The 26,161-nt window shown below is 49.3% G+C and carries 28 protein-coding genes and 1 other annotated feature; of the genes, 5 read left to right on the top strand and 23 right to left on the bottom strand.

The genetic code is table 11. The annotated features are described in order from the left end of the window. Positions 1 to 6: 6 nt before the first annotated feature. The gene (locus ACTNE6_RS00260; RefSeq protein WP_442498193.1) at positions 7 to 435 is read right to left on the bottom strand and encodes a hypothetical protein; all 429 of its coding nucleotides are present in this window, start codon (positions 433 to 435) and stop codon (positions 7 to 9) included. Next, entirely contained in the window at positions 435 to 929 is a 495-nt protein-coding gene (locus tag ACTNE6_RS00255; protein WP_442499723.1) for a helicase-related protein, read from the bottom strand. Before ACTNE6_RS00255 ends, ACTNE6_RS00260 begins: the two co-directional genes overlap by 1 nt. Positions 930 to 943: 14 nt before the next feature. Between ACTNE6_RS00255 and ACTNE6_RS00250 the strand changes: the two genes are divergently transcribed. Beyond that, positions 944 to 2,166, top strand: a protein-coding gene (locus ACTNE6_RS00250; RefSeq protein WP_442497352.1) for an IS3 family transposase whose coding sequence is annotated in 2 segments (ribosomal slippage) — positions 944 to 1,235 and positions 1,235 to 2,166 — 1,224 coding nt in all. Because the reading frame shifts where the segments join, the coding sequence is not laid out codon by codon here. After that, positions 1,228 to 1,344, top strand: a sequence feature (AL1L pseudoknot). Its footprint overlaps the gene before it by 117 nt. Here ACTNE6_RS00250 and ACTNE6_RS00245 read toward each other — a convergent pair. The 18 genes from ACTNE6_RS00245 to mnmG all read right to left on the bottom strand — a co-directional run bounded on the left by ACTNE6_RS00245 (position 2,154) and on the right by mnmG (position 19,947). After that, entirely contained in the window at positions 2,154 to 3,788 is a 1,635-nt protein-coding gene (locus ACTNE6_RS00245; RefSeq protein ID WP_442498192.1) for a transposase, read from the bottom strand. The genes ACTNE6_RS00250 and ACTNE6_RS00245 overlap by 13 nt on opposite strands. Beyond that, on the bottom strand, positions 3,772 to 4,599 hold the full coding sequence (locus ACTNE6_RS00240; RefSeq protein ID WP_442498191.1) for a TnsA endonuclease C-terminal domain-containing protein: 828 nt from the start codon (positions 4,597 to 4,599) through the stop codon (positions 3,772 to 3,774). The genes ACTNE6_RS00245 and ACTNE6_RS00240 overlap by 17 nt, the downstream gene beginning before the upstream one ends. Before the next feature lie 143 nt (positions 4,600 to 4,742). Continuing rightward, positions 4,743 to 6,572, bottom strand: coding sequence for a glutamine--fructose-6-phosphate transaminase (isomerizing) (gene glmS / locus ACTNE6_RS00235; protein WP_442498190.1), 1,830 nt, complete (start codon positions 6,570 to 6,572; stop codon positions 4,743 to 4,745). A 51-nt stretch (positions 6,573 to 6,623) separates the two neighbouring features. Next, positions 6,624 to 7,991, bottom strand: a complete 1,368-nt coding sequence (glmU, locus tag ACTNE6_RS00230) for a bifunctional UDP-N-acetylglucosamine diphosphorylase/glucosamine-1-phosphate N-acetyltransferase GlmU (protein ID WP_442498189.1) — start codon at positions 7,989 to 7,991, stop codon at positions 6,624 to 6,626. A 256-nt stretch (positions 7,992 to 8,247) separates the two neighbouring features. Then, positions 8,248 to 8,670, bottom strand: coding sequence for a F0F1 ATP synthase subunit epsilon (locus ACTNE6_RS00225; RefSeq protein ID WP_194971759.1), 423 nt, complete (start codon positions 8,668 to 8,670; stop codon positions 8,248 to 8,250). 67 nt (positions 8,671 to 8,737) lie between these two features. Further along, positions 8,738 to 10,117: a F0F1 ATP synthase subunit beta gene (gene atpD / locus ACTNE6_RS00220; RefSeq protein ID WP_194971758.1), complete on the bottom strand. Its 1,380-nt coding sequence runs from the start codon at positions 10,115 to 10,117 to the stop codon at positions 8,738 to 8,740. Between the two features lie 48 nt (positions 10,118 to 10,165). Continuing rightward, positions 10,166 to 11,029, bottom strand: coding sequence for a F0F1 ATP synthase subunit gamma (gene atpG, locus ACTNE6_RS00215; protein WP_442498188.1), 864 nt, complete (start codon positions 11,027 to 11,029; stop codon positions 10,166 to 10,168). A gap of 12 nt (positions 11,030 to 11,041) precedes the next feature. Beyond that, the gene (gene atpA, locus ACTNE6_RS00210; RefSeq protein ID WP_194971756.1) at positions 11,042 to 12,583 is read right to left on the bottom strand and encodes a F0F1 ATP synthase subunit alpha; all 1,542 of its coding nucleotides are present in this window, start codon (positions 12,581 to 12,583) and stop codon (positions 11,042 to 11,044) included. Between the two features lie 21 nt (positions 12,584 to 12,604). Beyond that, positions 12,605 to 13,135 (bottom strand): F0F1 ATP synthase subunit delta, encoded by a 531-nt coding sequence (locus ACTNE6_RS00205; RefSeq protein ID WP_442498187.1) that lies wholly within the window; start codon positions 13,133 to 13,135, stop codon positions 12,605 to 12,607. Between the two features lie 5 nt (positions 13,136 to 13,140). Beyond that, positions 13,141 to 13,614: a F0F1 ATP synthase subunit B gene (locus ACTNE6_RS00200; protein WP_194971754.1), complete on the bottom strand. Its 474-nt coding sequence runs from the start codon at positions 13,612 to 13,614 to the stop codon at positions 13,141 to 13,143. A gap of 41 nt (positions 13,615 to 13,655) precedes the next feature. After that, entirely contained in the window at positions 13,656 to 13,943 is a 288-nt protein-coding gene (gene atpE, locus ACTNE6_RS00195) for a F0F1 ATP synthase subunit C (protein ID WP_020158728.1), read from the bottom strand. 38 nt (positions 13,944 to 13,981) lie between these two features. After that, positions 13,982 to 14,758 (bottom strand): F0F1 ATP synthase subunit A, encoded by a 777-nt coding sequence (gene atpB, locus ACTNE6_RS00190; RefSeq protein ID WP_194971753.1) that lies wholly within the window; start codon positions 14,756 to 14,758, stop codon positions 13,982 to 13,984. A 28-nt stretch (positions 14,759 to 14,786) separates the two neighbouring features. Next, the gene (locus ACTNE6_RS00185; protein ID WP_442498186.1) at positions 14,787 to 15,146 is read right to left on the bottom strand and encodes an ATP synthase subunit I; all 360 of its coding nucleotides are present in this window, start codon (positions 15,144 to 15,146) and stop codon (positions 14,787 to 14,789) included. Between the two features lie 119 nt (positions 15,147 to 15,265). Next, positions 15,266 to 16,111 (bottom strand): ParB/RepB/Spo0J family partition protein, encoded by an 846-nt coding sequence (locus ACTNE6_RS00180; protein ID WP_442498185.1) that lies wholly within the window; start codon positions 16,109 to 16,111, stop codon positions 15,266 to 15,268. A 121-nt stretch (positions 16,112 to 16,232) separates the two neighbouring features. Next, positions 16,233 to 16,667 carry a hypothetical protein gene (locus tag ACTNE6_RS00175; protein WP_442498184.1) on the bottom strand — a complete coding sequence of 145 codons (435 nt, stop codon included), beginning with the start codon at positions 16,665 to 16,667 and terminating at the stop codon, positions 16,233 to 16,235. A gap of 3 nt (positions 16,668 to 16,670) precedes the next feature. Beyond that, entirely contained in the window at positions 16,671 to 17,438 is a 768-nt protein-coding gene (locus tag ACTNE6_RS00170) for a ParA family protein (RefSeq protein WP_194971749.1), read from the bottom strand. Positions 17,439 to 17,455: 17 nt separating this feature from the next. Further along, positions 17,456 to 18,076, bottom strand: coding sequence for a 16S rRNA (guanine(527)-N(7))-methyltransferase RsmG (gene rsmG / locus ACTNE6_RS00165; RefSeq protein ID WP_442498183.1), 621 nt, complete (start codon positions 18,074 to 18,076; stop codon positions 17,456 to 17,458). Beyond that, positions 18,076 to 19,947, bottom strand: a complete 1,872-nt coding sequence (gene mnmG / locus ACTNE6_RS00160; RefSeq protein WP_194971747.1) for a tRNA uridine-5-carboxymethylaminomethyl(34) synthesis enzyme MnmG — start codon at positions 19,945 to 19,947, stop codon at positions 18,076 to 18,078. Before mnmG ends, rsmG begins: the two co-directional genes overlap by 1 nt. Positions 19,948 to 20,028: 81 nt before the next feature. Between mnmG and ACTNE6_RS00155 the strand changes: the two genes are divergently transcribed. Continuing rightward, entirely contained in the window at positions 20,029 to 20,280 is a 252-nt protein-coding gene (locus ACTNE6_RS00155; protein ID WP_442498182.1) for a DUF7230 family protein, read from the top strand. Here the strand turns inward: ACTNE6_RS00155 and ACTNE6_RS00150 are convergent. Next, complete coding sequence (locus ACTNE6_RS00150; RefSeq protein WP_442498181.1) at positions 20,237 to 20,590, bottom strand: TraR/DksA family transcriptional regulator; 354 nt, start codon at positions 20,588 to 20,590, stop codon at positions 20,237 to 20,239. The two genes, ACTNE6_RS00155 and ACTNE6_RS00150, sit on opposite strands and share 44 nt — an antisense overlap. A gap of 123 nt (positions 20,591 to 20,713) precedes the next feature. On the opposite strand from ACTNE6_RS00150, the gene ACTNE6_RS00145 reads away from it, so the two are divergent. The 3 genes from ACTNE6_RS00145 to ACTNE6_RS00135 are packed head-to-tail and all read left to right on the top strand — an operon-like array spanning position 20,714 to position 24,524. Then, a complete protein-coding gene (locus ACTNE6_RS00145; protein WP_331817547.1) occupies positions 20,714 to 21,619 on the top strand; it encodes an AAA family ATPase in 906 nt (301 codons plus the stop codon). Further along, positions 21,616 to 22,557 carry a DUF58 domain-containing protein gene (locus ACTNE6_RS00140; protein ID WP_442498180.1) on the top strand — a complete coding sequence of 314 codons (942 nt, stop codon included), beginning with the start codon at positions 21,616 to 21,618 and terminating at the stop codon, positions 22,555 to 22,557. The genes ACTNE6_RS00145 and ACTNE6_RS00140 overlap by 4 nt, the downstream gene beginning before the upstream one ends. Further along, a complete protein-coding gene (locus tag ACTNE6_RS00135; RefSeq protein WP_442498179.1) occupies positions 22,530 to 24,524 on the top strand; it encodes a transglutaminase TgpA family protein in 1,995 nt (664 codons plus the stop codon). Before ACTNE6_RS00140 ends, ACTNE6_RS00135 begins: the two co-directional genes overlap by 28 nt. Positions 24,525 to 24,758: 234 nt before the next feature. Here ACTNE6_RS00135 and ACTNE6_RS00130 read toward each other — a convergent pair whose 3' ends face one another. Continuing rightward, positions 24,759 to 25,202 carry an NfeD family protein gene (locus ACTNE6_RS00130; RefSeq protein WP_194968925.1) on the bottom strand — a complete coding sequence of 148 codons (444 nt, stop codon included), beginning with the start codon at positions 25,200 to 25,202 and terminating at the stop codon, positions 24,759 to 24,761. Between the two features lie 10 nt (positions 25,203 to 25,212). After that, the gene (locus ACTNE6_RS00125) at positions 25,213 to 26,133 is read right to left on the bottom strand and encodes an SPFH domain-containing protein (protein ID WP_194968926.1); all 921 of its coding nucleotides are present in this window, start codon (positions 26,131 to 26,133) and stop codon (positions 25,213 to 25,215) included. Positions 26,134 to 26,161 lie beyond the last annotated feature (28 nt).

Genomic DNA, 26,161 nt, shown 5'->3' with positions numbered 1-26,161 from the left:
TTCAAATTAATCAGAATACGCAACAATATGGAACTCACCAAGTAGCGTGAAAATCTCACTGTCCGTAACCGACTCGGGAAGAATGCGTACACGAATGTTCTCCCAAGTTTTGGGGTCGTTTTGGGCAAGTATTCGATAGGCAGCTAAACGACTGTTGCCTTCAAGAACAACATTGTTGCGAATTAGAACAGGCTCTATCAGACCTCCATTACTCTTGATGCTCGGAACTAGCGTTTCGCGTACATGATCAGACTTTGATAATGCGCTGAAAATCTCTTCCTGTGTAGGCTCCGTTCCATTATCCTTCCACACCATTGAGTAGATACGAGGATTCTCTGCATAAAACAACAGTTTGGAATGAGGAACAAGTCCAGTTTTTACCTTGATCTCACGTTTACGTAGTATGATTGAGTCTTCCTGAAACAACGAAACCATTAGTCTTGATTCCCCCCAAGAATCTTTTGCAATATTTCAAAGAAACCGAGCGTGGCTCTCTCAGAATAGGCCTTAGCGTCAATATCTCCTTGTGTTAATTGTGCCGCGAGTCGTTTTTCCTCAAGCAAGCAGTCTACCCATTCATCGACCGAGTCGACCATTAGCATGTTATAGACGTAACATGTTCGAGTTTGCGAAACACGATGTATACGATCTTGTGCCTGCAAATAGTCATCTAGGCTATAGGTACGGTCATAGAAGATAACGTGATTTGCTACGGTCAGTGTCAATCCTTCTTTGGCTGCTCCAGGTGTTGCAACCAATACTTGATCTTCCGGATTTTCCAAGAACCACTTCACGACAGCGTTACGACGCTCCATTGGCATTTTTCCATTAAGAGGATGCGCTCCAAATGATTTTAATTTCTTGACCAGCCATTCGCAGTTGTCATTGAAGTTTGAACCGCCCCGATTTTCTCGGAGGCTCCAACTTATGAGAAAATGGAGCTATGACCAAGAAAACCAACACCAACTTTTCACCGGAAGTCCGTGAGCGCGCAGTTCAAATGCTGCATGAACATCAAAGCGAATATGCCTCACAATGGGCCGCCATTCAATCAATTGCCGCTAAAATCGGCTGTACCGCTGAAACCCTGCGTCGCTGGGTACGTGAAACCGAAAAAACGAGTGGTGCACAAGAACAGCTGACAACGTCAGAGCGAGAGCGGTTGAAAGCCTTGGAACGCGAAGTACGTGAGCTCCGGCAAGCCAATGAAATTCTGCGTAAGGCGTCCGCTTATTTTGCCCAGGCGGAGCTCGACCGCCCATTCAAACGATGAAAGCCTTTATTGACGATCACCGTGATGTCTATGGGGTCGAGCCGATCTGCAAAGTATTGCCGATTGCCCCGTCGACGTATTATCGGCATGCGGTGTGTCAGGCCAATCCTAATCTGCGATCAGCCCGTGCTAAACAGGATGAGAGTTTAGGCCATCAGATCCGCCGGATTTGGGAGGACAATTTCCAAGCGTACGGTGCGCGTAAGGTCTGGCGACAATTGCAGCGTGAAGGGAAAAACGTGGCTCGTTGTACAGTGGAACGTTTGATGCGCCAGCTAGGGTTACAAGGCGTGGTGCGCGGCAAAACAGTCAAGACAACGATCAGCCGCCCTGATGAGGCTTATCCATTGGACCGCGTCAATCGGCAATTTAAGGCAGAGCGTCCGGATGCGTTGTGGGTAGCCGATTTTACCTATGTTTCCACTTGGCAAGGTTTTGTCTATGTCGCCTTCGTGATCGACGTCTTTTCCAGGTTTATTGTCGGCTGGAAGGTTTCCGCTTCCGCTCGCACTGATTTCGTCTTGGATGCACTCGAACAAGCGGTCTATGCCAGGAGACCGGCAGGTGGTTTAATTCACCATAGCGACAGAGGCGTGCAGTACGTGTCGATCCGCTATACCGAGCGTTTGGCCGAAGCCGGTATCGAAGCCTCAGTAGGGAGCGTAGGCGATTCCTATGACAATGCGCTAGCCGAAACCATTAATGGCTTGTATAAAGCCGAGGTGATTTATCGACAGGCCTGGAAAAACCGGGAAGCCGTGGAGCTGGCGACACTGGCCTGGGTTGATTGGTTTAACCATCGACGCTTGCTGGAACCAATCGGTAACATTCCACCGGCAGAGGCTGAAGAAAAGTATTATCAACGACTGACTGAGTCTGCTCAGGCGGCATGACTCACAACCATCGGCCTCCGAAAAATCCGGGGCGGTTCACATCCTTGCTTGATTATTTCCTGGGAGGTGTAAAAAATGCCGAAGACACAAAGCCCCAATTCTGAAATATTCCCTTTCACACAGGGAAATAAACTCACCCTCAAAGCATCTTCCGAAGCCATCCGCAGTCGCCCGGTCCGATGCTGCAACCCCCAATTCCATAGTGCTAAAGGGGTCATATTTAAATCTGGAGGCATATCGATACTGCGATCGTATTTGTTCATTATATGGAAACGGTTATGATGCAGAATGGAAGCGAGAATAATTTCCGTAAACTCATGAACCGTCAGAACAGCATCTAATCTATAATCACTCCCCCCACGTTTTTTTACTGTATTTCCAGTCACCACTCCGGGAGCAAAAGGCTTAAAATCAGCTTGGATAGTTTTGAAATATCGCTCGACTGTCCCTTTAGCATCCCCTCGGAAAGGTGGTGTGTTTTCAATTCTAACGGAAAAATTTCGTTCTAATGATTCGATTTGATGCCCTAGTAATTCTCCACGATCTGCAAGAATGGCATCTGGTAAACCAATAACAGGCCAATCCGTGTCTTCTATATCGATATCATATTGCTTGCAATAAGCGACCTTATCTGTCATAGCCATAGTCAATGCTTGCATAGCAGCAACATACGAGGGATTTTCGAAGCCTATATACAAGCCCGCGATCATCCGGCTGAACACATCGATAACGATATAAACGATGGGCCTACCGACAATATTTTTGCGATCACTATCTGAGACTAAATAAATATCAGCAATCGTAGCATCAATCTCATATCTGGAACCGGGACCCATTGCCTGGGTATTCGCTGTTCCATTTAATGGCTGAATATCCTTTTTGTATTCAATTTTATTACTACGTTTCTGGATTTTCTCTACCTGGCTATATTCACGCCTGTAGAAATGGCGCATTTGCCAAATAGTTGGAATTTCTGATTCAGGTATATCTGGATAATTGCTTTCATATAAAGACTGAAACTTCCGATGTGCATATGGGAGTGAATGTTTATCATCTGTGAGTAAATAACGATCAATCGTTATCCTGAACATTTTTTTCACACGCTCATCAACGATAGCTCCAACTCCCGGTGTATAAACTCTTGGCCGCCCCAACTTCTTATCTTTTGCAGCGCGTTTTTTTCCTTTGCCACCCGAGTTTATATAGTCGGGTAGTAGCGCATTTGGTGTTTGCCCTCGTTGCCAATAGCGGCGAAGGAGCCGATAAAGCGTTTGTTTTGTTGATCTCTGTTCAGCAATAATCTGACTGATAATAGAAAATCTTACTTTGGGCTTGTAAAATTGCGGATCTAAAATGACAGGCTTAATCAGATCATAGTTTTTATCCCTTTTTACTCTGGCAGATGAATCCTCTTCTAATAGAACAAAAGATAGTTTTTCGAAAGGGTCTCCAGCCCTTCTCAATATCTCTGTATCGATAGCATTAATTAATTCCTTTTTCGATACCACAGATGGAAGTGCTGCTTCGTCCTCCATGGAAATCCAGACCAGTTCTTCCGATACATCCGCCAGAATGCGATAAAGCTTGTTTTCAAAGCTAAGCACTTCATTGATTCGAAACACGAAGCGCCTCCGATATAGTATTCATATTTTCAGCCCTCAACTCACCCGCTTTCAATGCAGTTAAAGGCTTAAAGATATCGAACAAGAAACATCGGCTTGCCAAGAGCAGCCTTATTTCTAATAAAGAATGTCCTGCCGGCAAATTGTAGGCCACGTCCAATTGCTTCGCGACATCAATCAGTGTTTTGTTAGGAGCTCGCTGAAAATGTTGCTTGTATATTGCAACACGTTCGAGCATCGTCTCTTCATCCAACTGATCTCGCTGAGCTGGATAAAGCCAACCGATATTCTGAAATAAAACTTTCGGAATATCCTGCTCAGTTACTAACATCCATGGTACTGATTTCCTAAACCAATATCGACGCTCAAGCTCCAGTTTTTCAATCGTTCTAGAATCTTGCAATGTCTCAGAATACTTGGCTTGTAAGGCAAATTTTGGCCTTCGAGGGTCTTCAGTGTTGACCAAAAAGTCAGAAGTCATAATTTGCAATACTCCCTGATATGCTGGATGCTGAATCCCTGCCTCATCAGCCAGTACTTTGGTTTCCTCTAATCGCAATGGAAATTGCTCTCGGATGTCTACAGTATCCTTGTGCCACTCAAGAGCAAAAAATACGGCTAGCTCAAGATCAGAAAGAAGATGATGAATACGCTTGGACTTGTGGCCAAAAATGCGGTGAGAACGTCCCTCTGATGGCACATCTCTAACAGTCAACCAAGGTTTATATTCACTGCCATGCCCGGAACCACGCCCTTCTTTTATCCACTTTTGGCTCTTTATTTCTGTATTAGAGTAATTTTTTTGCGCCATAAAAAAGCCGTCCAATCATTTCTCAAGCTGAGTCTAGAACGGATGGCTTTAGTATGCAACTTTATTGCCTAGTATGATATTTTATTGCCTGGTATGAAACTTTATTGCCCTCTCACAACAGGCGATTTAAGCCGCCCAAAACCCTATTCCACTGTCACCGATTTTGCCAGATTCCTAGGCTGATCGACATCGGTGCCTTTCAACACGGCGACATGATAGGCCAGCAGCTGCAGCGGTACGGCATAAACAATAGGCGCCGTTTCATTCTCGACTTGCGGCACTTTGATGATCTGGACATTCTCGCTGCTTTCGGACGCCAGCGTCTCATCCATGAAAACGATCAGCTGGCCGCCGCGCGCACTGACTTCCTGCATGTTGGATTTCAGCTTTTCCAACAGGCTGTTGTTCGGTGCTACGGTAATGACTGGCATGTCCGCGTCTATCAGCGCCAAAGGCCCATGCTTCAGTTCGCCTGCCGGATAAGCTTCGGCATGGATATAGGAAATTTCCTTGAGTTTTAGTGAGCCTTCCATCGCTATCGGGTAATGCGTGCCTCTGCCGAGGAACAGCGCATGCTGTTTTTCCGCAAACTGCTCCGATAATGCCTTGATTTGCTCATTCAACTGCAAGACCTGTCCAATTTTTTCAGGCAGGTTGAATAATTCGGACGTTATCTTCTGCTCAAGTTTCTCCGTCAGTCCAAATCGCCTGCCGACAGCAATAACCAACAGCATCAGCGCCACCAGCTGGGTGGTAAAGGCTTTTGTCGAGGCCACGCCGATCTCCGCGCCGGCCCGTGTCATTAACACCAGGTCGGATTCCCTGATCAGCGAGCTTTCCGGCACGTTGCAAACGGCTAATGAATACTTCGCGCCCAACTTTTTCGCCTCCTGCAGCGCGGCCAGCGTATCGGCCGTTTCACCGGATTGCGAAATCGTGACAATCAGGGTGTCTTCCGACAATACTGGTTGCCTGTAGCGGAATTCACTGGCGACTTCAATATTGCAAGGCACGCGGGCCAGTTTTTCAAACCAGTAGCGCGCCACCAGTCCAGCGTGGTAACTGGTTCCGCAAGCCAGGATTTGCACGGATTTCACCTTATCGAAAATGTCGCCGGCATTATGTCCGATTGAACTCTCTTCCAGGCGGTTGTTGATGAACCGGCCTTCCAGCGTTTCCGAGACGGCCCAGGGCTGCTCATAAACCTCCTTCAGCATGTAATGGCGATATTCGCCTTTATCGACAGAATCGATTTTCAGCTGGCTGGTTTTGATAGGGCGATTGACGATGTTGTCATTGGCATCGTAGATAACGACCTTGCCTATCGTTATCTCGGCTATATCGCCGTCTTCCAGAAAAATAAACCGTTGCGTGACCGGCAGCAGGGCGGCAACATCCGATGCGATGAAATATTCGCCAATGCCGACGCCGATCACCAGAGGACTGCCTTTTCGGCAAGCAATCAGCGTATCGGGATAATCGATACTCATGATGCCCAAGGCATAGGCGCCTTCGAATTTTTTCACGGTCTTCTGGACGGCATTTAATAGGCCAGTCGAGGTCTCCAGAGCATCGTATATTTCATGGACGACGACTTCGGTATCGGTTTCCGACGTGAACTTGTAGCCTTTCTCCAGTTGAAGACCGCGTAATCGCTCGTGGTTTTCGATAATGCCGTTATGAACCACGGCCACTTTGTTGCCGCTGATATGCGGATGCGCATTGGCCGTGCTCGGTTTGCCGTGAGTTGCCCATCGGGTATGGGCTATGCCGATGTTGCCGGCGATAGGATCGGCCTGGAGCAAGGCTTCCAGGCCTTTCACCTTCCCCAGTTCCCGTTTCCGGTATATTTCCCGCCCGCTTATGACCGCCAGCCCTGCCGAGTCGTATCCGCGGTATTCCAACCGCTTCAATCCCTCTAGCAAGATAGGAACTACACTCCGCTGCGCTACACCACCTACAATTCCACACATATTATTTTTCCTCGACAATTATTCCTGACATTGTACAAACTCCTGCAACCATCAGTCGCGTTTAACGGGGCGTTGCCATCCTTCTATAGTCGTTTGTCTTGCCCTGCCCAAGGTCAATTGATTCTCAGGGGCATCTCTAGTGATCGTGGAGCCGGCGCCTATGGTAGCGTTTTTGCCGACCGTTACCGGGGCGACCAGTTGGGTATTGGAGCCGATAAAAGCGCCGTCTCCAATGGTTGTTCGAAACTTGTTCACGCCGTCATAATTGCAGGTAATGGTTCCGGCGCCGATATTTACCTTGCTGCCTACGGCCGTATCGCCGATATAGCTTAAGTGATTGATCTTGCTGCCGGCCGCGACCGATGATTTTTTGATTTCCACGAAATTACCGATATGCACATCTTCGGCCAGAACACTTTCCGGTCTCAATCTGGCATAAGGACCGATTCTGCTGCCGTTCCCTATGACGGCGTTCTCTATGACGCATAAATCGAGAATCTCAACATTATCGCCAATAATGGAGTTTTTTATATGCGTATTAGCACCTATTTTGACATGGCTGCCGATGCTGTTTTTGCCTTCCAGAATCACATTGACATCAATTTCAATATCCTGGCCTAGCGTTTCTATCGAGCCGCGCAGATCGAACCGGGCTGGGTCTCTTAATGTAACGCCCCGTTCCATGAGTTTATTGGCCTGCTCCTGTTGATAAACGCGCTCCAGGTGGCTGAGCTGTATGCGGTTGTTTACGCCCAGCACTTCATCGACTGTTTCGGGCTGACTCGTGACGATAGCAACACCATCGGCGACGGCCATTTCAATGATATCCGTTAAATAATATTCGCCTTGCGCATTGCTGTTATTCAACTGATTCAGCCATTTTTTCAGTTTATTGCCGGGCATCGCCATGATGCCGGTGTTGACTTCATTGATCAGTTTCTCTTGAGCGTCGGCGTCTTTTTCTTCGACAATCCTGTTGACTTGACCCGCTGCATTCCTGACTATCCGGCCGTAACCGGTTGGGTTTTCGAGATTGACGGTCAGCAAGGCGAGCGCTTGCTCATTGACGCTGGAAATCAGCTGTTTGACTGATGACAGTTTCAGCAAAGGCACATCGCCATAAAGAATCAGCACCTTGTCCGTGTCCGATATCAGATCACTGACTTGCTGCACAGCATGACCCGTGCCCAGCTGTTCCTTTTGTTCTATCCAGACGGCGTCCAGATCGCTGAGCGTTTCTCTTACCAGTTCGGCGCCATGGCCGTAGACAATTTTGATGCTGTTGTTTTCCAGCTGCCTGCTCATGTCGTAAACATGTTTCAGCAAAGGTTTATCGGCAATTTTATGCAGTATTTTGGGCAGCTCTGAACGCATACGCGTCCCTTTGCCGGCTGCCAGAATGATAGTCTTAATTTTCATGTTTATATTCCTTTAGATAAAAAACCGGATAACGCGGCTTAAGCTACTTAAGCTTTCAGATCGTCCAAGCCCTGTTTTCTTTTATGTGTCGCGCTTTTTTAAGCCTATCCAATGCTCTTAATTTGATTCCAGCCTCGAACAATTGCGCCTGAGATTATGGCTTACGAAATTATAATCGTAAAAATTTCTTAAAATAAAAAAAAACCCGATAACGTGAACACGTTAACGGGTTTTTCTAGGCCTAAGCCAGTTATTTTTATCCGCCGCGCTTTCTCAGCCTGTCCAGTGTTCTCAGCTGCATCATCGCTTCAAGCAATTGCGCCTGGGCTGTTGCATAATCAATCTTGCTGGATTTGTCAGCCAGAGCTTCTTCAGCTCTATGTTTGGCTTCCAGGGCGGCCGCTTCATCAATATCTTTCGCTCTAATTGCCGTATCAGCCAGAATGGTAACCACATGAGGCTGCACTTCCAGAATGCCGCCTGATACATAGAACGGATAACTTTCTTTATCGCTCACTTTAACCCGCACTTCGCCGGGCTTCAGTCTTGATATTAATGGAGCATGACGTGGGGTAATACCCACTTCGCCAAGTTCAGCCGGAGCAAATACCATTTCCGCTAATCCGGAAAATATCTCCTTTTCTGCACTTACGATGTCTACATGTACGGTCATGGTCATTATCGGTTACCTGTTTCAATCTCTCCCGGCCATTGAACCGGGAGATACATCTATAAAGTATGGAGGCTTACTTCATGCCTTTCGCTTTTTCAAGCGCTTCGTCAATGGTGCCGACCATGTAGAAAGCTTGTTCAGGGATATTGTCGTATTCGCCGTCAATAATGCCTTTGAAGCCTGCGATTGTATCTTTCAGTGAAACATATTTGCCCGGTGAGCCGGTGAATACTTCGGCAACGAAGAAAGGCTGAGACAGGAAACGCTGGATTTTACGCGCTCTGGCCACCGTCAGCTTGTCTTCTTCCGACAACTCGTCCATACCCAGGATCGCGATAATGTCTCTCAGCTCTTTATAGCGTTGCAGTGTACCTTGAACTTTACGCGCCACGTCATAGTGCTCCTGGCCGATAACCAGCGGATCGAGCTGGCGGCTGGTTGAATCCAGAGGATCGATCGCAGGATAAATACCCAGCTCGGCAATCTGACGAGACAGTACGACGGTCGCATCCAAATGCGCGAACGTGGTTGCAGGCGACGGGTCGGTCAAGTCGTCCGCAGGTACGTAAACGGCCTGGATAGAGGTAATAGAGCCGGTTTTCGTTGAGGTAATACGTTCCTGCAACACGCCCATCTCTTCCGCCAGCGTCGGCTGATAACCTACCGCAGAAGGCATACGGCCTAACAATGCCGATACCTCGGTACCCGCCAGGGTGTAACGGTAAATGTTGTCGACGAAGAACAGCACGTCGCGGCCTTCGTCACGGAAATATTCCGCCATGGTCAAACCGGTCAGCGCCACGCGTAATCTGTTTCCTGGCGGCTCGTTCATCTGGCCGTAAACCAGCGATACTTTGTCGATAACGTTTGAATCGGTCATTTCGTGATAGAAGTCGTTTCCTTCACGCGTACGCTCGCCTACGCCGGCAAACACGGAATAACCGCTGTGCTCGATCGCGATGTTACGGATCAATTCCATCATGTTAACGGTCTTGCCTACACCCGCACCGCCGAACAGTCCGACTTTACCGCCTTTACTGAATGGGCAGACCAGGTCGATAACCTTGATGCCGGTTTCCAGCAATTCGTTGGCAGCCGCCTGTTGGTCATAAGAAGGTGCGCTGCGATGGATGCCCCATTTTTGTTTTTCGCCGATAGGGCCTTTTTCATCGATAGGCTGACCTAAGACGTTCATAATACGGCCTAAGGTTTCCTGTCCGACCGGCACTGAAATGGGGGCATCGGTGTTGCTAACGGTCAAGCCTCTGCTTAAGCCATCGGTGCTACCCATCGCAATCGATCTGACTACACCGTCACCCAATTGCTGTTGCACTTCCAATACCAGGTCTTTTCCTTCTACATTTAATGCATCATATACTTTGGGCAGTGCTTCACGCGGGAATTCCACGTCAACAACCGCACCAATAATCTGAACGATTTTACCCGAACTCATTGAGTTGTCCTCTTATAATTTGTGTCGTTTTTGCTTGGGCTTAAAGGCTTAAACAGCTGCGGCACCGGCAACAATTTCTGAAATTTCCTGCGTGATAGCGGCTTGTCTGGCTTTGTTGTAAACCAGCTGCAGCTCACCGATAAGACTGCCGGCATTATCCGAAGCGCTCTTCATGGCGACCATTCTGGCAGCCTGCTCACAGGCATTGTTTTCAACCAGGCCTTGGTAGACGATCGACTCGATATAACGGGTCAGCAAGTGATCCAGAACTTCCTTGGCATCGGGCTCATAAATATAATCCCAATGACTGCTCAGTTTTTCTTCGATCTCTTCCGCTACTACAGGCAGCAACTTTTCAACAGTTGGTCTTTGAGTCATGGTGTTCACGAATTCATTGTATACGACATACAATTCATCGATAGTGCCCTGCTCATAAGCGTCCAACATGATTTTAATGATGCCGACGATATCCTGCAGGTGCGGAGTGTCACCTAGTTTGGAAACCTGTCCGACCATGTTCGTTTTCAGATTGCCAAAAAAGCCGGCAGCCTTTGTGCCAATCGTACAAACATCTACATCAATGTTTGCTTTGTCCCATTGCGATAACTGTGTCAGCGTTTTTCTGAACAAGTTTGAATTCAGACCGCCGCACAACCCCCTGTCAGAGCTTATTACAATGATCCCAACCCGCTTAACCTCACGCTTAATGAGAAAAGAGTGTTTATATTCCGGATTGGCATGGGCCAGATGTTTAATGATCCGGCCGATTTTTTGGGAATATGGACGTGTTGCCTGCATTCTGTCTTTTGTTTTACGCATTTTACTCGCCGCAACCATCTCCATTGCCCGAGTGATCTTTTGAGTATTCTTGATACTCGCAATCTTTGTGCGTATTTCTTTACCAACAGCCATTTGAAGACCCTTTTACCAACTATGAGTTTTGATGAAAGTTTGAATAGCAGTCAGCATACCCTGCCTGATTTCATCGTTAAAATCGCCAGTTGCATTAATGGTACTCATTAATTCTGCATGTTCTGACTTCATGTACGACTGTAAAGCAGCTTCAAAATCAAGGACTTTGTTAACTTCTACGTTATCCAGGAAACCTTCGTTGGCAGCAAACAGTGAAACCGCCATTTGTGCGACTGACATTGGTGAATACTGGTTTTGCTTCATCAATTCAGTCACGCGTTGGCCGCGCTCGATCTGCTTACGGGTGCTTTCATCCAGATCCGATGCAAACTGAGCGAAAGCTGCCAGCTCACGGTATTGAGCCAAGTCAAGACGGATACCGCCGCCCAATTTCTTGATGATCTTGGTCTGTGCCGCACCACCTACACGCGATACCGATAAACCGGCGTTAACCGCAGGACGGATACCGGAGTTGAACAAGTCGGTTTCAAGGAAAATCTGACCGTCCGTAATGGAAATTACGTTGGTCGGTACGAAAGCCGATACGTCGCCGCCTTGGGTTTCGATGATAGGCAAGGCTGTCAATGAGCCGGTTTTACCTTTCACTTTGCCGCCAGTCAGTTTTTCAACTTCATCAGCGTTGATACGTGCCGCTCTTTCCAGCAAACGAGAGTGCAAGTAGAACACGTCGCCAGGATACGCTTCACGTCCCGGTGGACGACGCAGCAACAAAGACACCTGACGATAAGCCCAGGCTTGTTTGGTCAAGTCGTCATAAATGATCAGCGCATCTTCTCCGCGGTCTCTGAAGTATTCCCCCATTGAGCAACCGGTGTAAGGCGCAATGAATTGTAAAGCGGCTGATTCAGAAGCAGATGCGGCAACGATAATAGTGTGTTCCATCGCACCATGCTCTTCCAGTTTGCGCACAACGTTGGCAATGGATGAACGTTTTTGGCCGATAGCGACATAAATACATTTGATGCCGGTGCCTTTTTGGTTGATGATCGCATCAACCGCGATGGCGGTTTTACCGGTTTGTCTGTCGCCGATGATTAACTCACGCTGGCCGCGGCCGACAGGAATCATCGCATCGATGGATTTCAAACCTATTTGGACAGGTTGATCAACTGATTGACGTGCAATAACGCCGGGAGCGATTTTTTCAATTGGCGAGCTTTCTTGGGTTTCAATGGCGCCTTTGCCATCGATAGGATTGCCAAGCGCATCAACAACGCGGCCCAGAAGCGCTTCACCGACCGGTACTTCCAGAATTCTACCGGTGCATTTTACGGTATCGCCTTCAGAGATGTGCTGGTATGAACCTAATACCACCGCACCGACTGAATCTCTTTCAAGGTTAAGCGCCATCCCGTAGGTATTGCCAGGGAACTCCAACATCTCGCCCTGCATAGCTTCAGAAAGACCATGTATTCTTACAATACCGTCAGTCACACTGACTACAGTACCTTCTGTATGGGCTTCGGCGCTCAGGTCGAAGTTTTCGATCTTCTTTTTAATCAGATCACTTATTTCAGATGGGTTTAATTGCATGTTCTGTTTCTCACTCTAGATTTAGAGCCTTTTTGCTAATTGTTGAAGCTGGCCTTTGATGGATCCGTCAATTACTCTGTCGCCTGCCCGCACCAGAACGCCGCCGATCAAGGATTTATCTACGGTTGCGTTCATATGAACTTTTTTGCTCAGTGTCTTTTCCAGTTTTGAAGCGAACTTCTGCTTTTCTTCTTTGGAGAATGGATAAGCAGTCACTACTTCAACATCGATATAACCTTCATCGTCCGCTTTATATGCTTCAAAAATTTCCGCAATGTAAGGCAGTAAAGTCAATCGATTGTTTTGAACAAGCAATTTCAGAAAATTCGCACTCTCTCCATCAACTTGTCCCTGGCAGATATCAAGCATCAGTGCTGATAACCTTTCTTTAGTTACTTTGGGGTTATCCACTACAACAGAAATTTCTTTATCACTCAGGACAGCCGACATAAATGCCAAACTTTGCGACCATTTAGCCGTCGTATCGGTTTCTTTGGCTCTTTTGAATACTGCCGCTGCGTAAGGCCTTGCCAATGTTGCCAGTTCGCTCATTATGCTTAACCTAGTTGATTAGAGACTTTGCTGATGATGTCTTGGTGTTTGGCTTTATCGATTTCCGCATTCAGAATCTGTTCTGCTACGCTCACCGCCAAAGCCGCCACTTCTTGACGCAAACCTTCTTTAGCCTGTTGCATTTCTTGCTCAATTTGCGCTTGAGCTGCCAAAATCATACGTTCGCCTTCTTTTTTAGCGATTTCTTTTGATTCCTCGACAATTTCATTAGCGCGTTTCTGAGCCAGATTAACAATCTCAGAGGATTGTTCTTTAGCTTCTTTTAAAACGTTCTTGGCTTTTTTCTCAGCCAGTTGCATTTCTTCCTGACCTTTTTCAGCCGCAGCCAAACCGTCAGCGATTTTCTTCTTGCGTTCTTCTAAAGAGTCAAATAAAGGTGGCCATACGTACTTCATGGTAAACCATACCAGAAGTGCAAATGTAATCATTTGCCCAATCAGAGTAGCATTGATACTCACGATGCGTTCCTCTTGTTGCGATTAAATTTAGACAGCTTCAATTAACCAGCTGCGGCGGCTTGTACAGCAGACAGGAATGGGTTAGCGAATGTGAAGAACAGCGCCAAACCAACACCGATCATGGTTACCGCGTCCAACAGACCCGCAACAATGAACATTTTAACTTGCAGCATAGGAACCATTTCTGGTTGACGAGCCGCACCTTCCAGGAATTTTCCACCCAGCAGACCGAAACCGATAGCGGTTCCCAAAGCACCCAGACCTAGAACCAGACCAACTGCAACAGCAGTCATACCTTGTACATCAGCAATTAAAGATGCAATTTCCATGATACCTCCAAACGTAGTATTGATATAAAGTTGAAAAATTAGTGGTCTTCGTGCGCCATACTCAGGTAAACAATCGTCAATACCATGAATATGAATGCCTGAAGCGTGATAATCAGAATATGGAACACCGCCCATGGGAAACTCAATAAGGGTTGAATATACCAAGGCAGCAAGGCAATCAAAATAAAGATCAATTCGCCGGCATACAGGTTACCGAACAAACGAAGTGCCAGAGAGATAGGTTTTGCTATTTCTTCGACGACTTTCAACAGCAGGTTAAACGGCAGCATCCATGGCCCGAAAGGTTGAAACATCAATTCCTTGGCAAAGCCCCAAGGGCCTTTTATTTTGATACTGTAGAAAATAATTAAGCAGAAAACTGAGATCGACATGGCGAATGTCGCATTCAGATCCGTACTGGGAACGACGCGCAGGTATTCGATGCCCATCAACGAACCGATCAACGGCAGAATATCAACCGGGAACAAGTCCATGAAGTTCCACAGGAATACCCAGCAGAATATCGTCAATGCCAGCGGCGCAATCAGTTTGCTATGACCGTGGAAGCTGTCTTTAACCTGGGTGTCTACAAATTCAACCAGCATTTCTGCAAAATTTTGCACCAGCCCCGGCACACCGGCTGTCGCTCTCTCGGCGGCCATCTTAAAAAACCAGATGAACAAACCGCCTAACACTGCAGAGAAAAATAAGGTATCAAGATGTAATGTCCAAAATCCCTCGCCCACTTTTAGCGAAGTCAAATGGTGAATAATATATCCGGTTGCACCTTCGGCGGCATGAGCTTCGGTAGCCATCGTTCCTCTCTAATTAAAAAATGATTGTTCAGCGCATGATGAGCGCAAACCAAAAAGCTGATAATGCTGACACATAGCCAGCTAACAGCGGTAATATTTCTATATCGGGGATTTGAAAAATCATGATGAACAGCGCAGCTGTTAACAATAACTTTCCCGATTCTCCAGCATAAAAAGACCGTACGATCTTTTTAGGCTCCTGCCCTGCGGCTCTTTGAGTCCGCAAAGCAAAATAAAGGTTAGGAATAAAAGCTGCTGCTCCGCCCAAGGCAGGCGATAAGGCTTTTTGCCATCCCCCAAAAACTGCAAATCCGGCTGTTGTTATTATTATTATAAGTATCTGATAACTTAAGATCTTACCGACAGTCTTTTCATTTTTCGCTGTCATGCTCAAGCTCCAAACACAATAGCCGCACGATTATAGCTATGGGTCTTCATTAAATCAAGGAAGTTCGAAAAACCTTTTTAAAATTATGGTTATTGTTTTTCGTCTTTTTGCTTGTCGAGTTATCTGATCTGCTCGAGAATTCCATCCAGTTCTTCAAGGCTGGAGTAAGCAATGACCAGCTTGCCGGTGCCGTTTTCCTTATGATTGATAAATACCTTGGCGCCCAATTTTGCCGTCAAGTCTTCCTGTAGGCGCAGTGTATCTTTATCGATAATCTTGACCTTCTGTATTTTCGGCTCAGCGTGAGCATCTTTAACCAGGCGCTCCGCCGCTCTTACCGTCAAACCTTCATTGGCAATCTTATGGGCTGCAGCGACCTGCTTGACGCCATCCAATGACAGCAGAGCTCTTGCATGACCCATTTCCAGTTGCCCGTTGGCTAACAATTTTTTTACCTCAGGCTGCAGTTCCATCAATCTCAACAGATTGGTGATGGTAGTCCGCGATTTGCCGACAGCATCGGCGATTTGCTGATGCGTCATGGCAAATTCATCCAGTAGCCTTTTTAACGCGTCCGCTTCTTCCAGAGGATTCAGGTCCTCTCTCTGAATATTTTCAATCAGTGCAATCGCCATGGCCGCTCGGTCATCTATTTCCTTGATAACCACGGGCACCTGCTGCAAGCCTGCCAACTGTGCCGCGCGCCAGCGGCGCTCGCCGGCAATGATTTCGTATTTTTCCTGGGCAATTTTTCGCACAACAACAGGCTGTATTATCCCCTGTGCCTTGATAGAGTCGGCCAATTCCTGTAGTTTTTCAGGATTGATATCTTTTCTCGGCTGATACTTGCCGCGCTGCATATATTCTATTGGCAGCGTCTGAATCTGTTGCTTTTCCTCTTTAGCGGAAACATCGCCTAACAAGGCATCCAGACCCCGACCTAATCCACGTTTTTTTAAAGTCATGCGTTCTTCTTTATTAATCGTTTTTGGCCGCCTGCGCGATGCTCGACCTGGCCACTCGCAATATTACCCATATAGCTGGCTGAACAATCCTGGCCAGCTGCTGCTTTTTGGCCTTGCCTAATCAGTCTATTTCCAAACGACGGACCATTAGCTCAAACTCATCGAGCAAGCTTATTAAAGATTCAGCCTCTTCCAGAAGATGGCTGTTTTCCCGTTGAATATTTTTAATCAGGGCTGCCGCTATGACCGCCTGACTGTCAATTTCGTCAGCAGTCTCAGGCGCCTGCTGTCTTTCAGCGGCGGCAGGCGTTTGTTTGGCTCTCGGCAACTGCTCCCTGCGTTGCTCTAACTCCTGCTTCCCTGCAGTCGTCGGCAACTGCTCCCTGCGTTGCTCTACCCCTTGCTTCCCTACTGTTGCTGACAACTGCGCCTTGAGCCGTTCTACCTCCTGCATACTTGCGGAGATATCCGCTGCATTCTCACGATCGTCCTTGGCAGGCACATCAACCAGCAAGGCTTCCAATCCTCTACCCAGTCCACGTTTTTTTGAAGTCATGACTTATTTTTTTTCTTTTTTGATCATTTCATTTGCCAATGCCATATAGGATTTGGCGCCCCGCGATGTTTTATCATAAGTCAATACCGGCACGCCATGGCTTGGCGCTTCGGCCAAACGAATATTCCTTGGTATGCAGGTCCGGAATACCTGATCGCCGAAATACCGAATCAACTGCTCTGAAACATCCTTGGTCAGACGGTTTCTGTCGTCAAACATCGTGCGCACTATGCCTTCCAGATGCAATTCCGGATTGACGGTTTCCTGAATATTTTTCAGCGTACTCATCAATGCGGATAAGCCTTCCAGGGCATAATATTCACATTGCATCGGAATCAACAGACTATCTGCCGCCACCATCGCATTCAACGTCAGCATATTCAAGGACGGCGGACAATCGATCAGAATATAATCATATTGCCCTTTAATCTGTATTAGCGCATCGGCAAGACGCTGCTCCTTGCGCTCCGCCTTCATCAGCTGCACTTCGGCGGCGGTCAAATCGGCATTGCCCGGGATAATCGAAAAACCGATAGTCGGCATATTAATCACCGTTTCCGCTACCGGCACATCTTCCATCAATAAATCGTAACTGGAATAGCTGACGTCCTGCTTGTCGACGCCGCAACCCATGGCTGCATTGCCCTGCGGATCAAGATCCACCAACAGCACACGCCGCTTTAAGGCCGCCAATGATGCCGCCAGATTGACGCTGCTGGTTGTTTTACCGACGCCGCCTTTTTGATTGGTTACGGCTATTACTTTTGCCACTACTTCTTTACCTCAGTCTATTCTAGTGATTCTATTCGAACCAGACATCTTTCAGCTTCTATTCCCGGAACTTGTACAGGTATCACCGTTGTTTTTTGCGGCATGTGCTCCAATTCCGCATCCGGGCTTTGACCTTTCATCGCCAGCACCACGCCGCCCTTGCCGAGCAGATGTCCCGTCAATTCAACAATGGCCGGCAGACTGGCAAACGCGCGCGTGATCACGGTATTGAATCTGTTCTCAGGACGATACTGTTCCACGCGGTTGTGGCAAACGGTTACGTTTTTAAGCTTTAATTCCAAAACCGCCTGCTGCACGAACCGGGTTTTTTTCGCATTGCTGTCCAGCAGGACAAACTCGATTTCAGGCAGGCAGATTGCCAATGGAATACCGGGCAATCCGGCGCCTGTCCCTATATCGATCACGCGTTGGCCTTCGACGAACTCAAGAACAGCCAGGCTATCGAGCAAATGCAGCCGAACCATCTCTTCCCGGTTGCGTATCGCGGTCAGATTATAGGCTTTATTCCATTTTTCGATCAGTTTTATAAAGCCGAGCAGTCGCTCGATCTTATCCTCATCAATGGATAGGCGCAAAGATTCGATCCCGGCAGTCAGGATTTCACGGCAGGCATCCATCAGGCGCTTTTCTTCTTCAGGTAAACCAGCAACAGCGAAATGGCAGCCGGCGTAATACCGGGAATACGCGACGCCTGGCCTAAAGTCTCAGGCCGGTGATTCTTAAGCTTTTCGCTGACTTCATTGGAAAGGCCCGGCACGCCTTTATAGTCGATTGCCTCGGGCAGCCGCAGATGATCATAACGCAACGCTTTGTCTATCTCCGTTTGCTGCCTGTCTATGTAACCGGCATATTTGGCCTGAATTTCAACCTGCTCGGCAACCTGCTCAGGAATGGCCTCATCAATGCCTAAAAACGACAGCAGCCGGTTGATGTCGACTTCCGGCCGGCGCAGTAAATCCATCAAATTGCTTTCGCGCACCAAAGGCTTGCCCCAGTATTCGGCGACCTGTCCGGCTTCCTCGGTTTCAGCTCTGACCCATCGCTTTTTCAGGTCGCCCTGCAGCTTGGCGATGGCTTCGCGCTTGGTTTCGAAAGCCTGCCAGCGCTCATCGTCGACCAGACCGAGTTCACGGCCTTTCTCCGTCAAGCGCAGATCGGCATTGTCTTCCCGCAACAACAGCCTATATTCGGCACGGCTGGTGAACATGCGGTACGGCTCCTGCGTGCCGCGTGTGATCAGATCGTCGATCATGACGCCGATATAAGCCTCATCGCGCCCTGGGCACCAGCTATCCAGCCCCTGCACCAGGCGCGCCGCATTCAGGCCGGCGATCAGCCCCTGCGCAGCCGCTTCTTCATAACCGGTCGTGCCGTTGATCTGTCCTGCGAAAAACAGCGCCTGCATGTGCTTGGTTTCCAGCGAGAATTTCAGATCTCGCGGGTCAAAGAAGTCATATTCAATGGCGTAGCCGGGACGCAGAATTTCCGCATTCTCAAAGCCCAGCATCGAACGCACGAGTTCATACTGGACATCGAAAGGCAGGCTGGTGGAGATGCCGTTCGGATAGATCTCATGCGTGTCCAAGCCTTCCGGCTCGACAAAAATCTGATGCGAATCCCGGTCGGCAAAACGCACGATTTTGTCTTCAATGGACGGACAATAACGCGGGCCGATGCCTTCTATGATGCCGGAATACAGCGGCGAGCGATCCAGGCCGGAGCGGATGATGTCGTGGGTCTTGCCGTTAGTGCGCGTTATGTGACAGGGCACTTGCCGCGGGTGCTGTTCGCGCTTGCCGAGAAAGGAGAACACCGGCACCGGATCATCGCCGTGCTGCACTTCCAATTTGCTGAAATCGATCGTGCGGCCGTCGATGCGCGGCGGCGTGCCGGTCTTCAAGCGGTCGATGCGGAAAGGCAATTCGCGCAGACGCTCGGCCAAGGCAATCGAAGCCGCATCGCCGGCACGGCCGCCGCTGTAATTTTCCAGACCGATGTGGATTTTGCCGGCCAAAAAAGTCCCGGCCGTCAAGACCACGGCTCTGGCTGCAAAGCTCAAGCCCATTTGGGTTTTAACGCCGACCACTCTGTCGCCTTCCACCATCAGATCGGATACGGTCTGCTGAAAGATGGACAGGTTGGGCTGATTTTCCAGCGCACTTCTGACCGCCTGCTTATAGAGCTTACGGTCAGCCTGAGCGCGCGTGGCTCTGACCGCAGGGCCTTTGCTGGCGTTCAGGGTACGGAACTGAATGCCGCCGAGGTCAATGGCCTGCGCCATAATCCCGCCCAGCGCATCCACTTCTTTAACCAGATGGCCTTTGCCGATGCCGCCGATGGCGGGGTTGCAGCTCATCTGCCCGAGGGTGTCGATATTTTGCGTCAACAACAGTGTTTTCACGCCGCACCGGGCTGCCGCCAGCGCAGCTTCGGTACCCGCATGACCACCGCCGACTACAATGACATCAAAATCTTTTTTGAATTTCACAAGCGTTATGTACTCTAATAAAAGCTATAATAATGCGTTGTATATATTATACAAACTCTACTCTATTATAAGGGGAAAATCATGAAAAAACGTAAAAATCGAAGCGAACTTGAAGCGCTTCCAATGCAAAACCCTGTCGCGAAGTTCGCGCATCAATTCAACAAGGCGCAAACCTTTCGCGATAAAAGCAAATACAGCCGTAAAGCCAAGCATGCAAAACAGGAGGTTTTTCCGATAACATGGTTCAGTGCTATCGGAAAAACCTCCTGTTTCAATCCATCAACCGCTCTTAGCGCCTTCTGGACTGATCCGCTTTTTGGCTGGCGCATTTGATGCACATAGTGGAATAAGGCAAGGCTTTCAGCCGCTCCTTATTGATCGGTTCTCCGCAAACAACACAGATGCCGTATTCGCCGCTGTCTATTCTGGCAATGGCCTGCTTGACCTTTTCTATTTCCGCCCGGGTCACGTTGCCCAGATAATCCTGGACTTCATCATCTTCCTGCTGCGTCACCTGTTCGGCAAAATCCTTTTCCAAAGGCTCATCCGCATGTTTGACATGGTCGGTAATTTTGGCCAGACGCGCATCCAGATCTTCCAGCATTTCTATCAGATTTTTGCGTATTTCTTCGTACTCTTTCATATAAATCCTTGCTTCTTCGCTTTGAATCCTGCTTAAATCAGAAGCTTGCTCTATACTACAAAACAGGCTTTACCCTAATGGAGTCATATAAGACCTCATTCAACCCAGCATGTATCACCACTTATGCAAAATGCAATCAATCAGCTACTGGATGCAGCCAATCAAATTATTCTCGGCAAGCAACGCCAAATCCGCCTTGCCTTGTGTTGTCTGCTAGCGCGCGGCCATCTGTTGATCGAAGATATGCCCGGCGTCGGCAAGACCACGCTGGCGCATACGATGGCGACACTGCTCGGGCTGAATTATCAACGCATACAATTTACCAGCGATATATTGCCGGCCGACATTCTCGGCAGCTCAATCTTTGATACCCAAAACCACGCGTTTAAGTTTCATGCCGGCCCGATTTTTAATCAAATGATATTGGCCGATGAAATTAACCGCTCTACGCCCAAAGCGCAAAGCGCGCTGTTGGAGGCGATGGAAGAGCGCCAGGTTACGATTGAAGGCAAGACCTATGAATTGCCGCAACCTTTTTTCGTCATTGCCACACAAAACCCGTCGCACCAGATCGGCACGTTTCCTCTGCCCGAGTCGCAACTGGACCGGTTCCTGATGCGTATAGAGCTCGGTTACCCTGATCCTGACGCCGAAAGAGCCCTGCTGACCGGCAAAAGCCGGCACAGCCTGATCGAGTCGCTCGAAGTGCGCTTGCCGCCCGAACAACTGTCGCAAGTGCAGCAGGCTGTCACGCAAGTTTATGCCTCTCCCGCCTTATTGGATTATTTACAAGCCATTATTGCCTATACGCGCGAATCGCCGGACTATCATTGCGGCTTATCCCCACGCGCCGGGTTAGCGCTGCTTACCGCCGCAAAAGCCTGGGCTTTTATGGACAGCCGTGATGCGGTTATTCCGGAAGATATCCAGGCCGTACTGGCCGCCGTGGCCGGCCATCGCTTGAGATCCGGCCATAGCCATTCGGAAACCATCGTTGCGCCTTTGTTAGAAAAAGTGGCAATCCATTGAGTTCAATATCATTCAATGAACGTTGGCGCCGCAGCCGATTTATCGCTGGTGAAAAAGCCACCGACGAATCTGTGGCGCTGAATCACCGGCGCATCTTCATTCTGCCCACGCAACGCGGACTGGGCTTCCTCGCATTAAACCTGTTGTTATTGCTTGTCGCCTTTATCTATAACAACAACTTGGCCTATCTGCTGACTTTTTTGCTGGCCAGCGTCTTCTTTGTGACCATCCTGCACAGCTTTAATTCACTGTCCGGCCTGGTTCTGCAGAAAGGCCACAGCAAACCCGTGTTTGCGGAAGAGCCTGCTGGGTTCGACATTCACATCAATAATCCAACCTCGATCGAGCGTCACAACCTGCAACTGACGCTGAAAAAAACCGCAGCCCTGACACTGGCGGCGCACAACAAAGGCTTGGTTACGCTATATTCGACGACAGAAAAGAGAGGCTGGCATGAAGCCGGCGCCGTCACGATAGCGAGCACTTATCCCTTGGGGCTGTTTCGCGCCTGGTCGCCGGTCCGGCTGAATCTCAAGGTACTGGTTTATCCAAAGCCCGCCGGCGCTGATCGCCCGTTACCGGAGTCATCCTCGCTGCAATCCGGGCAAGGATTCAATAAAAACGGCGCGGATGATTTTTACGGCATACACGAATATCAGGCCGGCGATCCGATCAAGCACATACACTGGAAAGCCTTTGCCAAAGGGCAGGGCCTGTTCAGCAAGCAATACGGCGGAGAAGAACCGACCGAAATCTGGCTCGCATACGATGCGGCGGCGGGTCATGTCGAAGAGCGCTTGAGCCAGCTGTGCCGCTGGGTGATCGATGCCGACAGAGCCGGCATCGATTATGGCTTATCGCTTCCCGGCCATAAAGTGACGCCCGGCCAGGGTCCCGTTCATAGCCAAAAATGCCTGGAAGCACTGGCGCTGTTTTGAACATCATGCGCAGCAAATTCAATAAAAGCGTTCTGATTTTCTTGCTTTCGTCCATCGGACTGATCGTTTTTCCGCATGTTTATCACCTGCCGGCTGCCGTCCTGAGCTTTTTCTTCCTGATTTTGGGCTGGCGCTTTGCCGGCATCTGGAAGCCCGGCTGGCTGCCTAATAGCTGGTTTGTTCTGCTGCTGACCCTCCTCGGCGTAGGGCTGCTGTACAGTCAGCATCACAGCCTGCTCGGACGCGATCCGGGCACCGGCCTGTTCGTTATCGGCCTGGCGCTCAAATTACTGGAAATCAAGACCGAACGCGACATCTATCTGATTACTTATCTGGCTTTCATCGTCGCCGCCTCGCAGTTCTTGTATGAGCAAAACATCCTGGTGGGCGTTTATATTGTGGCCGTCTGCTGCGTGCTGTTTGCGACGCTGGTCAGTATTAACAGCCTGCGGCCGCGGACACTGCCGGCCTTGAAAGCGGCGGCCGTGATCATGGCGCAGGCCCTGCCGATTGCAGGCGTGCTGTTCATTCTGTTTCCGCGCATTGAAGCGCCGCGCTTGCTGCTGCTTAACGAAGATCATCAAACCAAATCCGGCTTGAGCGACAGTATCGAGCCGGGCTCCATCAGCAATCTCGGTTTATCGGACGAGCTGGTATTCCGGGTTAAATTCAAAGGCGCCTTGCCGCCGCCGGCGCAACGCTACTGGCGCGGGCCGGTCATGACCCATACGGATGGCCGGCTTTGGACCCAGTCAGTGCACAAGGATTTTAAAAGATTTCTCGATAAGCCTAAGTTTACCGGCGCCGCCTATCAGTACACCCTGCTGATGGAGCCGCAAGACAAGCCCTGGGTTTTTGCGCTGGATATAGCGGCCGAATACCAGTCGCCCGCAAGCCTGAACGCCAACTATCAACTCGTCAGCGAAGAAGCGCTTGGTAAACGCGCCGAGTATAAAGTGACGTCATATACGCAATACAACACCGGCTATATCACGAAAACCGAATATCAAGACGCAACGCAGCTGCCCGACGAACCGTCCGAGAGAATCAATCAACTGGTCCGGCAACTGCACGGCTTTGACAGCCCGCCCGAAACCTATATTCAGCAATTGTTGAATCATTTCAAAAAAGAAGACTTTCATTACACGTTGACGCCGCCGCTAATGGAGGAAAATCCGATTGAAACGTTCCTGTTTGAAACGCGCTACGGCTTTTGCAGCCATTATGCGGCGGCATTCGTTTATTTAATCCGTATCGCGGATATCCCGGCGCGCATTGTCACCGGCTATCAGGGCGGCGAACTGAACAAGATCGGCAATTTTTTGGAAATAAGGCAAGCCCATGCCCACGCCTGGACTGAAGTCTGGCTGCAGGACAAAGGCTGGGTCCGGATTGATCCGACGGCGGCCATTGCGCCGGAAAGAATCGAGCAGGATGTCAATGTCGATCAACAGGTCGCCAGCGGCATTGTCACGTTTGTCAGTCCCAATAGCCAAAAATTGGTGGCGTTCGATTGGCTGAAGCAGACGCATCAGCTTTGGAATAGCGCCGATTACAGCTGGCAGCGCTGGGTCATCAACTATAACAGCATGAGTCAACTGCAGCTCTTATCGTGGTGGGGCATACAGAACGCCAAAACCATGCTGTACAGCATGCTCGGGCTGATCGCCTTAATGACAGCGGTACTGGGCTGGTTTCTGCTGCACCGGAAACCCAAAAAGACCGACAGCGCTTTGCGCCTCTATAACCGGTTCTGTAAAAAGCTTGTCCACCAGGGTTTCATCAGAAGCGAGAGCGAGGGCGCAAGGGATTTTGCCGAACGGGTAAAATCAAAACTGCCCGAAAAGTCGGCGCAGATCGATCAGATCACAGATGTGTTCATCAAGCTGCGCTACGGCCAGGGTTCGGGCCCGGAAGATCTGAAACGGCTGCATAAACTGGTCATGCAGTTCAAAGCCGCAGATTAGCTTCATGATCGGATTTTAAAGCAATACCGTTAAGTTAAGGCTTGTTCCGTTCGTCCTGCTCCTTCGGCTACGCTCAGAACTAAAGGCTTTGTCGAAGGGTGAGCGGAACAAGTCGTTAAGCCATTCATGGTTCGACAAGCTCACCACGAACGGCTTAACTTAGCGACGTTGGGCTTTAATTAAAGGCGACTACCCAAAATAGACGTAAGCAAAGTTGCCCTTATAACTCAACGGCTATTCGACTTTTTCAACATCGAAGACAATACCGCGAATAGCCGTGATTCTTACCTTGGTATTGATATCGCAGTCTTCGCCATGCACCTTCCAGATCGAATCATCGACTTTTATCTTGCCCTGCCCATTCACGATCGGCTCATACAGGCTGAATACCCTGCCGATATACTGGGCGCCTCGCCTGTTCAACAAGGGCTGATCCGATACGATAGGATGCTTTTTTGCATAATACTGACCGGCAACGATGGCCAATACCGACAATACCGAGAATACGCCCAGCTGAATGTCCAGGCTGATGGACGGCATCAACAACAGCAGACAGCCCGTTATGAACCCGGCAGCCGCCATCCAAAGAAAGAAAAAGCCGGGCGCCAGCACTTCGATGATTAGCAGTATCAGCGCCGCCACCCACCAATACCAAAAAACAATTTCCAGTTCCGCCATGCTGCAACCTCTAAGCCGGAGGATTGGCTTTCGCCATCGCTTCTTTCGCCAGTTCCGAAATGCCGCCGATAGCGCCGATCACGTTCGATGACTCCAGCGGCATGAAAATCAGCTTGCTGTTGCCGGCCGCGGCGATATGCTGCAAGGATTCGATGTATTTTTGCGCGACGAAATAATTAACGGCCTGGATATCGCCCTGGCTGATCGCTTCCGACACCATCAAGGTCGCTTTGGCTTCTGCTTGAGCCAGACGCTCCCTGGCCTCGGCCTCGCGGAATGCAGCTTCCTTCCGGCCCTCGGCTTCCAGAATGGCGGCCTGCTTCTCGCCTTCTGCGCGCAGGATTTCTGACTGCCGCGCGCCTTCAGCCTCAAGGATGGACGCGCGTTTCAGGCGCTCGGCTTTCATCTGCCGGCCCATCGCCTCAACCAGATCCTTGGGCGGCGCGATGTCCTTGATTTCAATGCGAGTGACCTTGATGCCCCAAGGTGTCGTGGCATCGTCGACCACAGTCAATAATCGCGCATTGATATCATCGCGGCGCGACAGCAATTCATCCAGGTCCATCGATCCCATCACGGTACGGATATTGGTCATAACCAGATTCAAGATGGCCCAGTCCAGCTTGCTGACTTCATAAGCGGCCTTCGCCGCGTCCATGACCTGATAAAAAACCACGCCGTCGACCGTGACCATGGCGTTATCCTTGGTAATGACTTCCTGCGAAGGCACGTCCATGACCTGTTCCATCATGATCATCTTATTGCCGATACGATCTATGACCGGCATGATGATATTCAACCCCGGCGTCAACGTGTTGGTGTATCTGCCGAAGCGCTCGACCGTATATTCCATGCCCTGAGGCACGGATTTAACGCTCATGAACACCAGCACCACGGCAAAAACCAGTAACGCTAAGAAAAACCCACTCATACACCCCCCTTATTTTTTATTTGCGAAA

This window comes from Methylobacter sp. sgz302048 (assembly GCF_052162025.1).
Classification (GTDB): Bacteria; Pseudomonadota; Gammaproteobacteria; order Methylococcales; family Methylomonadaceae; genus Methylobacter.
Note: the sequence above shows the minus strand (reverse complement) of the source record. Positions and strands in the feature narration are given on the sequence as shown.

Excerpts from the sequence above, each read along its gene's own strand:
- ACTNE6_RS00260 (WP_442498193.1), bottom strand. The coding sequence starts at position 435 with ATGGTTTCGTTGTTTCAGGAAGACTCAATCATACTACGTAAACGTGAG.
- ACTNE6_RS00240 (WP_442498191.1), bottom strand. The coding sequence starts at position 4,599 with ATGGCGCAAAAAAATTACTCTAATACAGAAATAAAGAGCCAAAAGTGG.
- glmS (WP_442498190.1), bottom strand. The coding sequence starts at position 6,572 with ATGTGTGGAATTGTAGGTGGTGTAGCGCAGCGGAGTGTAGTTCCTATC.
- glmU (WP_442498189.1), bottom strand. The coding sequence starts at position 7,991 with ATGAAAATTAAGACTATCATTCTGGCAGCCGGCAAAGGGACGCGTATG.
- ACTNE6_RS00225 (WP_194971759.1), bottom strand. The coding sequence starts at position 8,670 with ATGACCATGACCGTACATGTAGACATCGTAAGTGCAGAAAAGGAGATA.
- atpD (WP_194971758.1), bottom strand. The coding sequence starts at position 10,117 with ATGAGTTCGGGTAAAATCGTTCAGATTATTGGTGCGGTTGTTGACGTG.
- atpG (WP_442498188.1), bottom strand. The coding sequence starts at position 11,029 with ATGGCTGTTGGTAAAGAAATACGCACAAAGATTGCGAGTATCAAGAAT.
- atpA (WP_194971756.1), bottom strand. The coding sequence starts at position 12,583 with ATGCAATTAAACCCATCTGAAATAAGTGATCTGATTAAAAAGAAGATC.
- ACTNE6_RS00205 (WP_442498187.1), bottom strand. The coding sequence starts at position 13,135 with ATGAGCGAACTGGCAACATTGGCAAGGCCTTACGCAGCGGCAGTATTC.
- atpE (WP_020158728.1), bottom strand. The coding sequence starts at position 13,943 with ATGGAAATTGCATCTTTAATTGCTGATGTACAAGGTATGACTGCTGTT.
- atpB (WP_194971753.1), bottom strand. The coding sequence starts at position 14,758 with ATGGCTACCGAAGCTCATGCCGCCGAAGGTGCAACCGGATATATTATT.
- ACTNE6_RS00185 (WP_442498186.1), bottom strand. The coding sequence starts at position 15,146 with ATGACAGCGAAAAATGAAAAGACTGTCGGTAAGATCTTAAGTTATCAG.
- ACTNE6_RS00180 (WP_442498185.1), bottom strand. The coding sequence starts at position 16,111 with ATGACTTTAAAAAAACGTGGATTAGGTCGGGGTCTGGATGCCTTGTTA.
- ACTNE6_RS00175 (WP_442498184.1), bottom strand. The coding sequence starts at position 16,667 with ATGACTTCAAAAAAACGTGGACTGGGTAGAGGATTGGAAGCCTTGCTG.
- rsmG (WP_442498183.1), bottom strand. The coding sequence starts at position 18,076 with ATGGATGCCTGCCGTGAAATCCTGACTGCCGGGATCGAATCTTTGCGC.
- ACTNE6_RS00155 (WP_442498182.1), top strand. The coding sequence starts at position 20,029 with ATGAAAAAACGTAAAAATCGAAGCGAACTTGAAGCGCTTCCAATGCAA.
- ACTNE6_RS00150 (WP_442498181.1), bottom strand. The coding sequence starts at position 20,590 with ATGAAAGAGTACGAAGAAATACGCAAAAATCTGATAGAAATGCTGGAA.
- ACTNE6_RS00145 (WP_331817547.1), top strand. The coding sequence starts at position 20,714 with ATGCAAAATGCAATCAATCAGCTACTGGATGCAGCCAATCAAATTATT.
- ACTNE6_RS00135 (WP_442498179.1), top strand. The coding sequence starts at position 22,530 with ATGCCTGGAAGCACTGGCGCTGTTTTGAACATCATGCGCAGCAAATTC.
- ACTNE6_RS00130 (WP_194968925.1), bottom strand. The coding sequence starts at position 25,202 with ATGGCGGAACTGGAAATTGTTTTTTGGTATTGGTGGGTGGCGGCGCTG.
- ACTNE6_RS00125 (WP_194968926.1), bottom strand. The coding sequence starts at position 26,133 with ATGAGTGGGTTTTTCTTAGCGTTACTGGTTTTTGCCGTGGTGCTGGTG.